A 14,498-nucleotide genomic window follows, 5' to 3' on the forward strand; every position below is an offset into this window, starting at 1 on the left:
GCTCTAACTAAACGCTCGCCCGCATGGGGCGAACAGTAAATTCTGTGGGAGTTTCGCAAATGGCAGTTGCCTCCGGCGCCTATAAGAAAGCCCTCGAGGGCGACCAGACACCCAAGCAGGTGCTGGTCAAAATCGACCGGGTCACGAAGAAGTTCGACGAGACGATTGCCGTGGACGATGTGTCCCTGGAGATCAAGAAAGGCGAGATCTTCGCCTTGCTCGGCGGTTCGGGTTCGGGCAAATCCACCTTGCTGCGCATGCTCGCCGGCTTCGAGCGGCCCACGGAGGGGCGCATTTTCCTCGACGGTGTGGACATTACCGACATGCCGCCGTACGAGCGGCCGATCAACATGATGTTCCAGTCCTACGCCCTGTTCCCGCACATGACCGTGGCGCAGAACATCGCCTTCGGCCTGCAACAGGACAGGATCCCCAAGCCTGAGATCGAGGCCCGCGTGGCGGAAATGCTCAAGCTGGTGCAGATGAGCCAGTACGCCAAGCGCAAGCCGCACCAGCTCTCCGGCGGCCAGCGCCAGCGCGTGGCCCTGGCCCGTTCCCTGGCCAAGCGTCCAAAGCTGTTGCTGCTCGACGAACCCATGGGCGCCCTGGACAAGAAGCTGCGCTCGCAGATGCAGCTCGAGCTGGTCGAGATCATCGAGCGGGTCGGTGTGACCTGCGTGATGGTGACCCACGACCAGGAAGAGGCCATGACCATGGCCGAGCGCATCGCGATCATGCACCTGGGCTGGATCGCCCAGATCGGCAGCCCGATCGACATCTACGAGACCCCGACCAGCCGGCTGGTCTGCGAGTTCATCGGCAACGTCAACATCTTCGAGACCGAAGTGGTGGACGACGCCGAGGGTCACGCGGTGCTGACCTGCAAGGACCTGGACCGCAACATCTACGTCGGCCACGGGATCAGCACCTCGGTGCAGGACAAGTCGGTGACCTACGCCATTCGCCCGGAAAAACTGCTGGTGACCGTCGAACAGCCGACCTGCGAGCACAACTGGTCCAGCGGCAAGGTCCACGACATCGCCTACCTGGGTGGGCACTCGGTGTTCTACGTCGAACTGCCGAGCGGCAAGCTGGTGCAGTCCTTCGTCGCCAACGCCGAACGCCGTGGCCAGCGCCCGACCTGGGGCGACCAGGTGTTCGTCTGGTGGGAAGATGACAGCGGCGTGGTGCTTCGCTCATGAACATGCGCAAATTCAAACGCCGACTCGATCGAATAACGCCCGGTGGCCGTCAACTGGTCATCGGGGTGCCTTTCATCTGGCTGTTCCTGTTCTTCATGCTGCCGTTCTTCATTGTCCTGAAGATCAGCTTCGCCGAAGCCGACGTGGCCATTCCGCCATACACCGAGATCTACAGCTACGTCGACCAGAAGCTGCAGGTGCTGCTCAACTTCGCCAACTACGCGATGTTGAGCGATGACGAGTTGTACATCGCCGCCTACCTCGGCTCGCTGAAGATGGCGCTGATCAGCACCGTGTTGTGCCTGTTGATCGGTTATCCGATGGCCTACGGCATCGCCAACGCCCGCAAGGAAATCCAGACGGTGCTGGTGCTGTTGATCATGATGCCGACCTGGACCGCGATCCTGATCCGCGTCTATGCGTGGATGGGCATCCTCAGCAACAACGGCTTGCTCAACGGTTTCCTGCTGAGCATGGGCTGGATCAGCGAACCGTTGCAGATCCTCAACACCAACCTGGCGGTCTACATCGGGGTGGTCTACTCCTACCTGCCGTTCATGATCCTGCCGCTGTACGCCAACCTGGTCAAACACGACCCCAGCCTGCTGGAGGCCGCTTCCGACCTGGGATCGAGCACGTTCAACAGCTTCTGGAAAATCACCGTGCCGCTGTCCAAGAACGGCATCATCGCCGGAGCCATGCTGGTGTTCATCCCCGTGGTGGGCGAGTTCGTGATCCCGGAACTGCTGGGCGGTCCGGAAACCCTGATGATCGGCAAAGTGCTGTGGCAGGAATTCTTCAACAACCGTGACTGGCCGGTGGCATCCGCCCTGGCGGTGGTGATGCTGGCAATCCTGATCGTGCCCATCATCCTGTTCAACCGCAGTCAGGCCAAGGAAATGGAGGGCAAGGAATGAAGCGCTTCAGTTTTTCAAGCCTGATGCTGGTGCTGGGTTTGCTGTTCATCTACGCACCGATGCTGATCCTGGTGATCTACTCGTTCAACGCCTCGAAACTGGTGACAGTGTGGGGCGGCTGGTCGATCAAGTGGTACGTCGGCCTGCTGGACAACACCCAGTTGATGGGGTCGGTGCTGCGCTCGCTGGAAATCGCCTGCTACACGGCGGTGGCCGCCGTGGCGCTGGGTACGCTGGCGGCCTTCGTGCTGACCCGCATCACCCACTTCAAGGGGCGTACGTTGTTTGGTGGGCTGGTCACCGCGCCACTGGTCATGCCGGAGGTGATCACTGGCCTGTCGCTGTTGCTGCTGTTCGTGGCCATGGCGCAGATCATCGGCTGGCCCCAGGAGCGTGGCATCGTCACGATCTGGATCGCCCACACCACGTTCTGCGCGGCCTACGTGGCGGTGGTGGTTTCGGCCCGCTTGCGTGAACTGGACCTGTCCATCGAAGAGGCGGCCATGGACCTGGGCGCGCGGCCGTGGAAGGTGTTCTTCCTGATCACCATCCCGATGATCGCGCCGTCGCTGGCGGCGGGGGGCATGATGTCGTTCGCGCTGTCCCTGGATGACCTGGTGTTGGCCAGCTTCGTGTCGGGGCCGGGGTCGACGACCTTGCCGATGGAAGTGTTCTCGGCGGTGCGCCTGGGGGTCAAGCCGGAGATCAACGCCGTGGCCAGCCTGATCCTGCTGGCGGTGTCGCTGGTGACGTTCCTGGTCTGGTACTTCAGCCGTCGCGCCGAAGAGAACCGCAAGCGCGCCATCCAGCAAGCCATCGAGGAAAGCGCCGCCGACTCCTGGAAACAACCGGAAGTGCGCCGCGCCGCGACCGCCCAGGTGTGAGTGTGGGAGCGAGCTTGCTCGCGAAGGCGGTGGGTCAGTCAATGGCGATGTTGGCTGTGCGGCCGTCTTCGCGGGCAAGCCCGCTCCCACAGGTTTTGCGGTTGCCTTGAGTCTGTGGTCACCATAGAACAATGGTGGGATTGCCTTGGGTTTGTGGCCACCACAGGGCAGTTGTGGGATTGCCTTGGGTTTGTGGCCACCACAGGGCAGTTGTGGGATTGCCTTGGGTTTGTGGCCACCACAGGGCAGTTGTGGGATTGCCTTGGGTTTGTGGCCACCACAGAACCAATTGTGGGAGCGGGCTTGCCCGCGAAGGCGGTGGGGCGGGCGCCGGCGTTGTCCCGCCACTTGCTCATTTCTTCAGCGTGTCATGGGCCTCCAGTGCTCGCAGGGAGTAGATGTAGGCCGCGCCGGCGTTCAGTGACACGGCAGTCGCCAGGGTGGCGGCGATTTCTTCGCGGGTGGCGCCGGCCTTGATGGCGGCATCGGTGTGGACGCCGATGCAGCCGTCGCAGCGGGTGGTGATTGCCACGGCAATGGAGATCAGCTCGCGGGTCTTGGCATCGAGCACGTTGTTCTCGGCGGCGGCCTCATCCAGGGCCATGTAGGCCTTGACCATCTTCGGGTTGCTCTTGCCCAGGGCACCGAAGGCGGACTTGATGGTAGGCAGCAGCTCGGACCAGTTATTGAACATTGCATTGACTCCTCAGGAAGTGGACGGGGTGTTGAGCCTTGTAGTCTTGACCATCCATGACAAACAGGCCCGTTGGCGGTGAAAAAAAGCCCGCTCCTCGTTCAAGGGGTTCGGGCCGGTAACAGTTTGAGCGTGCCATGGGTGTTGGCCGTCACCTCTTCCTCGGCCAGGTGTGCCTGGTGATACACCCCCTCGATGTACGCCTCGGCCTGATCCTCGTAATGCTTGTCGAACAACACGCCGCTCTGGCCCACAGGGTTGATGGTGACGCTGTGGCTCGGGTCGGCAAAGTCGATGATGCGCCGGGTGGAGGGCCCGTAGGTCACCGGCCAGGGTGCCGGGCCGATGCGGGCGGAAAGGTTGTTGGGCACCTCATGGGTGCCCGGTGCCGCGAACGGGCCGACGTTGAAGAGCCGATCCAGCGGTTTCTGCTGGCCCAGCGGATGGCCATGGGTCAGGGTGTGGGCCTTGCCCCATTGCCACTGGCTGGCATCCTCGCCCAGGGTGGCCTTGAGGTGCGCGAGGCTTTTGCTCCAGGCAATGTGGACGATGTCGGCGCGGGTTTCCGTGCCCAGCGTCGAGCGATCGTCCCACCAGGGGGAATCGGCTGAAGCCGCCAGGCGTGGCAGGGCCGCATCGATCACCCGGGTCGACAGCGCCGTGTCGAAGAAGCCGTCGCCCAGTTCATCGCGCAGCGCCGCCTCGGCCAGGTTGAACAGGAACTGGTTGAACAGCGTGGCGCTGACGGAGTCCAGCGGATAATCGCCGGGCCATTGGGCCAGTTGGTCCACCCATTTGCGTTCCTGCGGGTCGCTGACCACGCCACGCAGCACAGGCAGCAGCGGCGCGAGCAGACGGGGGCCGTAGGCGGTGGTGGTGCCCAGTTGCAGTGCCTGGGTGGTCTGGATGTCCCACTTGGCCTGCTTGTCGCCGAGCTGCAGGTTCAGTTGCTGGCCGCGGTCGGCGAGGTTGTAGTACCCCGGGATCTCGATGCCGCTGGCCACCACCGGCTGGAAGTTGGCCGAAAGGATGTAGCCCCGCGCCGGGTTCTCCTCCTGCGGGTTGCTGCTGAAGGGGTAGAAACCGTCCTTTTCCGCCTCGGCGCTGCTGCCGTCGAGCATGAACCCGGGCTTCACGCCGCTCGGCCGCTTGGGCAACTGCGCGGCGGCCCACCAGCCGATATCGCCCTTGGCATTGGCCCAGACGACGTTCAACCCCGGTGCATGGATCTTGGACGAGGCATCGCGCGCCTTGGTGAGCGTGTCGGCACGGTTGAGCTGGTAGAAGGCTTCGAGGATCGGGTTACGGCTCTCCAGGAAGCCCCACCACATGGCGACCGGGGTCTTGCCGGCGTTGGCACCGAGGGCGTCGTTGACGATCGGCCCATGGGGCGACTGGCGCAACACCAGCGTCACCGGCGCCTGGCCCTTGACCGCGATCTGCTGCTCGCTGCGGGTCATGTCCACCCACTTGTCGCGGTACCAGACCTGCTCGGGATTGTCCGGGTTGACCTTCTCGGCGATCAGGTCCAGGTCGTCGTTCTGGAACATGGTGATGCTCCAGCCAAAATCCTTGTTCATGCCCAGCGTCGCAAACGGCATCAGCGCCTGGTAATGCCCGTAGAGTTCAAAACCGGGTGCCGACAGGTGCGCCTCGTACCACACCGAGGGCGCGGAAAAACGGATGTGCGGGTCGCCCGCCAGCAACGGCTTGCCGCTGTGAGTGCGGCTGCCGGAGACCGCCCAGGCGTTACTGCCTTCGAATTGCGGCAGGCCGTTCTCGGCCAGGGCCTGCTCGCTCAGGCGGGCCAGGGCATTGAGGTCTTTCCAGTCATTGGCGGCCAGTGGCAAGGCGCTTTTGCGGCCCTCGGCCAGCACGCCTTGGGGCTGCCAAGCGAGGTCGAAGATATCCAGGTAGTCAGCGCCCAGTTGATCGCGCACATAAGTCAGCAGCGGTTCGGTGCGAAAGGCCGCGGCGAAACTGTAGGCCATGTAGCCGGTGATGCTCACGGTGTCTTCGGCGGTGAAGGGGCGCTTGGGAATGCCCAGCACATCGAACTCCAGTGGGCGGGTGTGGCTGTCCTGGTAGGCATTGATGCCGTCCAGGTACGCCTGCATTGCGATCCAGGCCGGGGATTGCGGATCCTGCTCCGTCACATAGCGCGCCGCCCGCTCGCGGATCCGCAGGCTGCGCATCAGCTTGTCGGTGTCGAGCAGTTTGGGCCCCAGTATCTCGGCCAGTTCGCCACGGGCCAGGCGCCGCATGATCTCCATCTGGAACAGCCGATCCTGGGCATGGACATAGCCGAGGGCGCGGTACAGATCGGTTTCGTTCTCGGCGCGGATATGCGGCACCCCACGCTCGTCGTAGCGCACGGTCACCGAGCCCTGCAGGCCCTGCAATTGCACGGTGCCCTGGCGGGTGGGCTGCTTGCTGTAGAGGTAGCCGCCCGCGACGATGACAGCGGTGACGACCAGTGACAGGAAGGCAACGAGGGTGCGTTTCATGGGGATTCCTTATTCGGGTGACAGCGGTCCATCGTCTCGCTGTTGCTTCCCTGTTTAGCATACGGCCGCTTACCGGCGCATCGTCCATTGGAGGGATTTTCTCCAGACGGCCCCGCGGCCAGCGTAATAGGCGGTGGAAGGTCCGGTGCCGCGACCGGGCGGCCGAGGCCGAGCATCGCAAGGCTATCGTTGATTGCGACAGCAATCACGCCTGTCGTCGTCGAAGTGCGGGGGATGTCAGTCGGCGTGTGTCAGGAGGGCCGACCGCGGGCAGCGCCGGCGGCCGGTGGTGGGAGGGCGGTTTCAGGCGGTGATCGTCGAGCCATAGAAGGGTGGCCCGACGGGGTCATCAGCTTGGCCGGGTAGTCGGCGTCGGTTCGTTGGACGGCCCGCCTTGCGGCGGCGCTTCGCCTCGTTCGGCCAGCTCCATCGTGTCGCCAGCCGCCGTACTCTTAGGTCCTGTCCCCAAGCTCTTGACCCACTCGGTACCCAGGTTGAGCCCGGCGACCGTGGCTTGCGGAACCAACTGGGAAGCACCACGCGTGCCGTGATAGACGTTCTCGCCAGCGCGTCTCCAGCCCGGTGGCTGGGTGTGGGCAAGGGTGTCCCGGTTTGCATTCGTGAGGTTCTGCCATGGGACATTTGCGCGTGCGGTCAGGTCGTCCTTGCCATCGTTCAGCGCTTTGTTTTCCAGCGGTGCCGCTACGCTGTTGGCAAAGAACGGAAGCAGGGTCAGGCCCGAGGAGAAGAAGGTCGTGATGATCTGCTGCATTTTTTCCCGTGTCTCGGCATCTTCGCCTGGCGCGGCGGCGTCCCCTACTGCGGTGCGCATGGTAATACCCGCACCGACGCCAACGATTCGGTTCACATAGTCACTGATATTGGTCATGTTGGTCGGCAGCACTTTGCTTGATTCGGCCAGTGCCTTGGGCAGGAGCTCCTTCCATTCGCGCGTTTCGTTTTTGACCCGGTAGGTCGGGATCTTCTCGTCGCCATGGGTTTGAGAGTATTTGAACACGGCCTGACCGCCGGCCATGAGCGTGCCACCGACCGCGGATGCCAGGCTGCGGGCGCCGATGCCCGAGGCGTTCACGCTGGTGAATTGATTCAGGACTTCTCGTACCGCATGAGCCGCACCGAACGCGATGTATCCGGTGAAGTCGCCGCTGATGGTGCCAAAGTTGTTGGCGTTTTGTTTAAGCAGGAAACTGGTGCGCTTGTCTTCCTGCGTCTTGTCGAGGGCCTCGCGTTGAGGATTGGCGACCCGTCGCCCATTCACCGTCACCTCCTGCAGGGCCTTGGGGTACACCGACAGCGGATCGACCTTCTCCAGGCCACTGCCGATGGTTTTATCGACGATGGTCTGGATGATGGGGCGGGCGCTGTCGCTGACCACTTTATGGGCGGCACCCAGGACGGCCGAGGTACCCGCGGCGTGGGCTGCGAGGTGCGTACCGTCGAGCTTCTCATCGATTGCCGCGGTGCTGGCACCGAAGTGAGCCGAGGAGGCGAAGCCTTGCGGGATGCCCGCATCGGCAAACACCGCCAGCCCTGTCCGGAATCCACTGTGGGTCTTGAGGTCTGCGACATAGTCCTGGCGGCCGACGTTCTTCAGCGCCGTGTCCAGCACTTCGTTTTTCTTCGTCGCCGTCGTCAGTTCGCTGGGCTTGTCGTCCTTCTTGTCCACTAACTCTTCGAATTCCACCTGAACCTTGATCAACTGGTTCAGTTCAGAGGTCGCCTGGTCTCGTTCGGGCTGGGAAAGACTCTCGTTGTTCATCGCACTGCGCGCGTGCTCGATGCGGCTTTCCATGAAGGTATTCAAGCGGTCGGGCAGCTCTTGCGTCATGGCTTGCATGACGCCTTTGGCGTAACCGCGGAAGGCATCATGGCTGCTTTGCAGACTCGTACGTTCATCCCCCTGCGGCGTGCCTTCGATGACCTCCTGGCACAGCGAATGGTAGGCGCCGAGGGTGTTACCGACGCGGTCGCAGTGTTTGTCCCAGACGGCCTTGAAACCGCCGCCTTCCTTGCGGTCTTCCTCGCTCATGCCCAGGTATTGGTTGAAATCCTTCACGAATTCGGCAGTTTCTTCCTGGCCCGACAGCATCGGGTGGGGGGTGCCGCCGAGGTCGACCAGATGCTTCTGCACATCCTGATAGCTGGTTCCTGGCGCAAAGCCCAGTACTTTACTTTCCAAGCTCATGTGCTCGCGTGCGTAGCCGAGCGGGTCGGTATCGGGGTTTTTCTTGCCGAGGGTGTTGACCAGCCCTGTCAGGCGCTGCTGCCGGGTCCTGAGGGTCTGCTGGGTCGCATCGGTCGGTTTTCCTTCGAAGTGGTAAGGCACCAGCGGCGTGGTAGAGGGGCGGACCTGTTCGGACAGGCGGGAGCCCATCGGTGTGATCCGATCTGCATCGTGCAACGCCGCCGAGCTTGTGCTTCGTCCTACGGATAAATCTGGCATGTCGTGCTCTCCTAGATTGACAGGGCGTTGTTGAGCCCGGTGCTACGGGGTGTGGGTTTGTGCTGGGTGGGCTTGGCGGCGCCGTTCGGGCTGGCACCGTCGAAGAAGTAACCCTCTCGCCAGATCAGCGCCATGTCGGCGATACCGCCCATGAGCCCCAGCAAGTGTTCGGCGGTGAGGTTTTCCAGGGGCACGTGGCCGATCAGGATCACCAGCTCGCTGTCGCTGTTGTAGGACAGGGACGGGCAGAACGGCCCGCTCAGCAGGTAGAGATTGGTTTCCAGCAGCCGTTGCAGGACGGCTTCGCGATTGGCGGTCGGCAGCGGCCCGAAGCTGGCGTAGATGAACACGTCGCCTTCACCCACGCTGGGGGTGTGCTTGAGGGAAAAGTCGACCTCCTTGACCGACAGGTTCGCCTGTTCGTAGAACGCGGACGGGGTGGGAATCATCGTGAGGGCGCAAAGCTGATCGATCAGCTTGCAATAGATGGGTGACGCCATGATTGACCTCGCATTGTCATCCAGGCGCGACGAGCGCCTGCTGCCCCTCGTGAGTGACGCCGGCGGCATTTCGGTTCCAAGTGCCGTTGTCATGTCGTGCGGATGGGAACCGTCGGGCCAGGATCGGCCACCCATTGGCGCCACCTCATTCAAGGTTGACCGCCCATGTCCCGTTCACTTTCACGTTCGCCGGTCCTTCGCTTCGTCCCCAGGGGGCTGTCCATGTTGGCGATGGGGTCCTTGCTGTACGGCTGCCAGCACCTCGAACCGCCGCTGACCATCGGTGACCCGTTCGCCAATGAAACCTATCGATCGCAACTGCGCTGGCGCACGCCGGCGCCCACGGACACGATCGTCCAGATCGAAGAACTGTCGTCCCAAGGCGACGGCAGCCTGTGGGCGCGCATGCGCCAGGGGTTTTCGCTGCAGGCCAAGGCCCGCGGCGTGGCGCGCATCGACGAGCAGCGCCGCTGGCTGATGGAGCGCCCGGCGTTTCTCACCCAGACCGGGCGCGCCGGCAGCCGTTACCTGCACTTCATCGTCGGCGAGTTGAGCAAGCGCAACATGCCGCTGGAGCTGGCGCTGTTGCCGGCCATCGAGAGCGGTTTCAACCCGAACGCGCAATCGCCCGCCCAGGCCATGGGCCTGTGGCAGTTCGTCCCGGCCACGGGGCGCCGTTATCAATTGCAGCAGCGGGCCGACTATGACGAGCGCCGGGATATTCCGTCTTCCACCCGCGCCGCCCTGGACTACCTGTCTTACCTGCATGACTACTTCGACGGCGACTGGCTGTTGGCGCTGGCCGCCTACAACGCCGGCGAAGGACGGGTGCGCGACGCCATCACGCGTAACCGGGCCCGTGGCCTGGCGACCCGCTACTGGGACCTGTCGCTGCCCGGCGAGACCCAGAACTACGTGCCGCGGTTGCTGGCGCTGTCGCAGTTGGTCAATACGCCGGCGGACTATGGCGTCGACCTGGTGCCCATCGCCGACCAGCCGTACTTCCAGATGCTCGCCCTGGCGCAGCCGGTGGACCTGGCGCATCTGGCGGTGTTGTCCGGTGTGCATGAGCGCGAGTTGCGCATGCTCAATCCGGCCGGACGAGGCCGGGCCAGTGGGCGCTTGCTGATGCCCATGGCGGCCTCGCGCCGATTGAGCGCGCAGCCGGACCTGATCGCCCGGGCGGCGCAACCCCGGGTGCCGGGCGGCGAAGAACAACGGGTCGTCACCCCCGAGACCGGGGCAGCGGGGACGCAGGTCGCGGAGGCCAACGTGCCGCCAGGGGCATGACCCGACGCTCGCCCCGTGCCCGGGGCGAGGCACCGCTCAAGCCGGCTACAGACAACCCGTCGCGACGGTGGCCAGGTGCCGGCCGCGCGGGTCCATCAACACGTAGGAACCGATCGTATTGCACGCGAAACCGAACGAGACGCCGCGCTCCGGATCGGCGAAACCGACCGTGCCACCGGCGCCCATGTGGCCGAACGCCTCGCTGCCCATGCCATAGCTGCCATTCGCCACGTTCGGCTGGTCGAGCATGATGCCCAGGCCGAAGCGTGCCGGCGTGTGGAGCGTCGGGTCGTACTCGGCGCTGTGTTCGCGCAGCATTTCATTGAGCAGCGGTGATTCCAGCAAGCGCCCGTCGAGCAGGCCGGCGTAGAACGTCGCCAGGCTGCGCGCGTTGCCGTGCCCGTTGGCGGCCGGTTGGGTCATGCGCTTCCAGCCGGGTTCGTTGCTGCGTCCCAGCACCATCGGCGGGTTGGCGAAGGCCAGGGCACTCATGGCCGTCGGCTCGGTGAGCACGTCCTGGAGCACGCGCCCGAAGGCTTCGTCGTCGATGTCCTCCTTGGTCCGTGCCATGTAGGCACAGCGCGCCATGGTCACGTCGTCCAGGCCCAGGTGAAAGTCCAGCGCCAGTGGCGCGGCCACCCGACGGCAAATGCTCTGGGCGGGGGGCAGGCCGTCCACCCGGCGCAGCAGTTCACCCAGGATCCAGCCGAACAGCAATGGCGAATAGGTCTGTCGTTCGCCGGCGCCGGCCCAGGGTTGTTCCCCGGCAATCAGCTGCGCCATGGTGTCCCAGTCGTACAGGGTTTCCGGCGCCAACGGTGTGCGCAGCGCCGGCAGCCCGGCCCGGTGGCACAGCACCTGGCGCAGGGTGATCGAGGCCTTGCCGGCGTCGGCGAAGGCCGGCCAGTGCTGGCAGAGCGGGGCGTCCAGGTCCAGCCGGCCTTCGCCCACCAATTGCATGATCGCCACCGCCGTGAAGGGCTTGGTGCAGGAGAACAGGTTGAGCAGGGTGTCGTGTTGCCAATGGCGATCCGGCTCGGGCCCGGCCTGGCCGGCCCAGAGGTCGATGACTGTTTCGCCGTCGACCTGCATGCACAAGGCGGCACCGCGTTCGAAGGGACTTTGCATCAATTGGCTGAAGGCCGCCTTGACCGGTTCGAAGCGGGGGTCGCAATGGCCATGGACTACGAATGCGCGCGTCATGTTTGCTCCAGAAAAGAGGGGAAGGTCTCTGCTGAGTGAGCGCGGCGCGGCAAACGGTTCAGAGGTTTTCCCGAAGGCGGGGGGATGGATCTTTTCTGTACGCCAGGCCACTCACGGGCAACCATCCTGTCTCTGGAGCATGCCCATGGCGCACGAGCGCACCCTTGATTTCAACGGCGTCGATTTCAACAGCGATGCCTTCCGCAGCGCGGCTTACCGGCACTATGCGGCGCTGCGCGAGGTCGCGCCGGTGTTCCTCAGCCAACCGCAGGGGCAGTTGCCGATCTGGTACGTCACCGGCGCTCGGGAAGTCGAGACCGTGCTGCTGGACAACGAGCGCTTCGCCCGTGACCCGGCCCGCATCAGCCCGCAGTTCGCGGCGATGATCGGGGGCGAGCAATCCATCGCCTTTCTCAACGATCACATGCTCAACCGCGACGGCGAGCGCCACCGTCGCTTGCGCCGGCTGGTGAACAAGGCATTCACGCTCAAGGCGGTCAATGCCATGCGCCCGCGCATCGAGCAGATCGCCGAGACGCTGCTGGACCAGGCCGGTCCCCGCGGACACATGGACGTGGTGAGCCAATACGCGTTTCCGTTGTCGATCACCGTCATCGCCGAACTGCTCGGCGTCCCTGCCCGGGACCGGGACGATTTTCGCCGTTGGTCCCACATGATCGTCCAGCAGGTCGGGCACGACTTGAGCGAGTTGCAGCGCTGCTACAGCGAGTTCGCGAGCTACATGCTGGCCTTGATCGAGCAGCGTCGGGCGCAGCCCACCGACGACCTGGTGACTGCGTTGGTGCAGGTCGAGGAAGAGGGCAACGTGCTCAGTTGCAGCGAGTTGTGCAGCATGATCGCGCTGCTCATCATCGCCGGGCATGAAACAGCGGCGTCGATGATCGGCAATGCGGTGTACCTGCTCGTGCAGCATCCCCAGGCGCTGGTTCAACTGCGCGACGAACCGGGCCTGATGCCCAATGCCGTCGAGGAATTGCTGCGCTATGACTCGTCGGTGGAACGCGCCATGGTCCGCTTCGTGACCCAGGACACCGAATTGGCGGGGCAACGCTTGCAGCGTGGCCAGCTACTGATGGCGGTGGTGGGGGCGGCCAATCGTGATGAAGCGCTGTGTGCCCATCCCGACACCCTGGACATCACCCGCCCGGCCTGCCCGCACCTGTCGTTCGGCAAAGGCACGCACCATTGCCTGGGGGCCTCGCTGGCCCGGCAGGAACTGGAAATCGCGTTGAACACCTTGCTCAGGCGCTGTCCGGGGCTGCAACTGGCGGTGGCGCCCGAGGCCGTGCACTGGCGCTATGTCCCCAATTTCAGGGGGCCGCAAGCCTTGCCTGTACGCTGGTCGGTGGACTGACAATGGCAGGTGAGGCTCGCCCGACAACCCGGCTGGGCGAGCCGTGACGTTACGCCAGGACCGCGTGCGCCTGCCGGGTGTGTGCGGTGGCAGGCGCCGAAACGTCCGACGTCAGGTGCAGCCCGTAGAGGACCACGTCGGCCCGCGTGTCGGCGAACCGGGCAATGCCCGGAAACCGCCCCCATTGCGTCGCGCCCAGGCCTTGCACGCCGCGTTTGCTGGCCTCGTTATGCTCGATGATCCAGGCCACCAGCGTTTCGAAGCCATAGCGTCGGGCCAACACCACGGCGGCTTGGCCGAGGCGAATGCCGACGCCGCTGCCCACGTGGTCGTTGCGCACGTAGATCGACACCTCTCCGGTCAACCGGCAGGCCTGGGCGCCCCAACTGAAGCGGTTGACGATCAACCAGGCGACGACTTCGCCCTTGCGCTCCAGCACGTAGATCGGGTCGCCCTCCTTGACGAAGCAGTCGACGAAGAATGTCATTTCCTTCAGGGAAAACGCTCTGAGCACGGGGGAACTGGTGCCCCCCAGAGCGCTTTCGTTGAAGATATCGGTCATCACCGGCAGGTCGTCGGGCGTGTAGCGACGTACCCCGTGGGGCAGGTCGAGTCGGCTGTTCAAGCGATTGGTGGTCATGATCGGGCTTCTCCATAAACGCTGCGCTTGAGTTGCTCGCGGGCGCGGAACAAACGCGAGCGCACGGTCCCGATGGGCACGCCCAGGCGTTCGGCGGCGTCGCGGTAGCTGCTCTCGGTGTCCACGGCGGTCCACAAGGTTTCGCGCATGTCCTTGGGCAGCTCATCCATCGCCAACAGCGTGCGATCCAGCAGCCGGCGGTTGTCGCACAGCTCGCTGAGGTCGATGTCGTCACTGGACTCGTGGAACTCGCTCTCATCGAAGGTGCTCAGCGGCGGCTGCGCGTAGTAGCGGCGGAAATGGTTGCGGATCAGGTTCAGGGCGATTCCGCACAGCCAGGTGTCGGGCTTGGCCAGCCCCTTGAATTTCTCCTGGTTACGCCAGGCTTCCAGGTACGTGAGTTGGATGAGGTCGTCGGCGTCGTCCTGGTTGAGCACACGCTTTTGTACAAACAGACGCAGCTTGCGCTCCTCGCCAAATGTCATGCCTGGCGAGGAGGTTTTCGGGGGTGACACGAGGTTCAGACTGCTCATCGATGAATCCCTCTGAATAGGTGCATAGCGTCGATCGGATGTCGACAACCCCTATCAGCAGGACCTGTGCCAAACCCATTTTTTGGTTTATCACTTTGATAAGTAACAGTTTTTTATTAGAGCTCGGGCTCTATCTGTGCAGAGCCGTGCACAGCCGACCCGAGCGCCACTGCAATAATTTGCACCGCATGGCCGGGTGAAAAAGCACGCTGGCGTCACCCTGCGAATGCGTCGAAAAAAGCCTGTGCGGGGGATGGAACCGAACAGCGAAGCACTGCCACCCATTGAG

General features: G+C 63.9%; 12 protein-coding genes. 5 read left to right on the forward strand and 7 right to left on the reverse strand.

All coding sequences use genetic code 11. From position 1 onward, the window contains the following. The first annotated feature begins 59 nt into the window (after positions 1–59). The 3 genes from VM99_02925 to VM99_02935 are packed head-to-tail and all read left to right on the forward strand — an operon-like array spanning position 60 to position 3,003. Positions 60–1,202, forward strand: coding sequence for a transporter (locus VM99_02925; GenBank protein ID AKJ97049.1), 1,143 nt, complete (start codon positions 60–62; stop codon positions 1,200–1,202). Next, positions 1,199–2,119: a spermidine/putrescine ABC transporter permease gene (locus VM99_02930; GenBank protein AKJ97050.1), complete on the forward strand. Its 921-nt coding sequence runs from the start codon at positions 1,199–1,201 to the stop codon at positions 2,117–2,119. The genes VM99_02925 and VM99_02930 overlap by 4 nt, the downstream gene beginning before the upstream one ends. Further along, positions 2,116–3,003, forward strand: coding sequence for a spermidine/putrescine ABC transporter permease (locus VM99_02935; GenBank protein AKJ97051.1), 888 nt, complete (start codon positions 2,116–2,118; stop codon positions 3,001–3,003). Before VM99_02930 ends, VM99_02935 begins: the two co-directional genes overlap by 4 nt. Before the next feature lie 352 nt (positions 3,004–3,355). Here the strand turns inward: VM99_02935 and VM99_02940 are convergent, their stop codons facing one another. The 4 genes from VM99_02940 to VM99_02955 all read right to left on the reverse strand — a co-directional run bounded on the left by VM99_02940 (position 3,356) and on the right by VM99_02955 (position 9,168). Beyond that, positions 3,356–3,697: a hypothetical protein gene (locus VM99_02940; protein AKJ97052.1), complete on the reverse strand. Its 342-nt coding sequence runs from the start codon at positions 3,695–3,697 to the stop codon at positions 3,356–3,358. Between the two features lie 101 nt (positions 3,698–3,798). Further along, positions 3,799–6,204 (reverse strand): penicillin amidase, encoded by a 2,406-nt coding sequence (locus tag VM99_02945; GenBank protein AKJ97053.1) that lies wholly within the window; start codon positions 6,202–6,204, stop codon positions 3,799–3,801. Positions 6,205–6,553: 349 nt separating this feature from the next. Then, positions 6,554–8,668, reverse strand: coding sequence for a type III effector (locus VM99_02950; GenBank protein ID AKJ97054.1), 2,115 nt, complete (start codon positions 8,666–8,668; stop codon positions 6,554–6,556). 11 nt (positions 8,669–8,679) lie between these two features. Further along, positions 8,680–9,168 (reverse strand): type III effector, encoded by a 489-nt coding sequence (locus VM99_02955; GenBank protein AKJ97055.1) that lies wholly within the window; start codon positions 9,166–9,168, stop codon positions 8,680–8,682. A 165-nt stretch (positions 9,169–9,333) separates the two neighbouring features. Between VM99_02955 and VM99_02960 the strand changes: the two genes are divergently transcribed. Next, positions 9,334–10,458 (forward strand): transglycosylase, encoded by a 1,125-nt coding sequence (locus VM99_02960; protein ID AKJ97056.1) that lies wholly within the window; start codon positions 9,334–9,336, stop codon positions 10,456–10,458. Between the two features lie 45 nt (positions 10,459–10,503). Here VM99_02960 and VM99_02965 read toward each other — a convergent pair whose 3' ends face one another. Further along, positions 10,504–11,661 (reverse strand): beta-lactamase, encoded by a 1,158-nt coding sequence (locus VM99_02965; GenBank protein AKJ97057.1) that lies wholly within the window; start codon positions 11,659–11,661, stop codon positions 10,504–10,506. A gap of 145 nt (positions 11,662–11,806) precedes the next feature. On the opposite strand from VM99_02965, the gene VM99_02970 reads away from it, so the two are divergent. Next, positions 11,807–13,036: a cytochrome P450 gene (locus tag VM99_02970; GenBank protein AKJ97058.1), complete on the forward strand. Its 1,230-nt coding sequence runs from the start codon at positions 11,807–11,809 to the stop codon at positions 13,034–13,036. 49 nt (positions 13,037–13,085) lie between these two features. Here VM99_02970 and VM99_02975 read toward each other — a convergent pair whose 3' ends face one another. Beyond that, positions 13,086–13,676 carry an acetyltransferase gene (locus VM99_02975; GenBank protein AKJ97059.1) on the reverse strand — a complete coding sequence of 197 codons (591 nt, stop codon included), beginning with the start codon at positions 13,674–13,676 and terminating at the stop codon, positions 13,086–13,088. Beyond that, the gene (locus tag VM99_02980) at positions 13,673–14,209 is read right to left on the reverse strand and encodes an RNA polymerase sigma factor (GenBank protein AKJ97060.1); all 537 of its coding nucleotides are present in this window, start codon (positions 14,207–14,209) and stop codon (positions 13,673–13,675) included. Before VM99_02980 ends, VM99_02975 begins: the two co-directional genes overlap by 4 nt. Positions 14,210–14,498: the final 289 nt, after the last annotated feature.

Origin of the sequence: Pseudomonas chlororaphis (assembly GCA_001023535.1) — a bacterium.
In the GTDB taxonomy this organism is placed as follows: Bacteria; Pseudomonadota; Gammaproteobacteria; order Pseudomonadales; family Pseudomonadaceae; genus Aquipseudomonas; species Aquipseudomonas chlororaphis_E.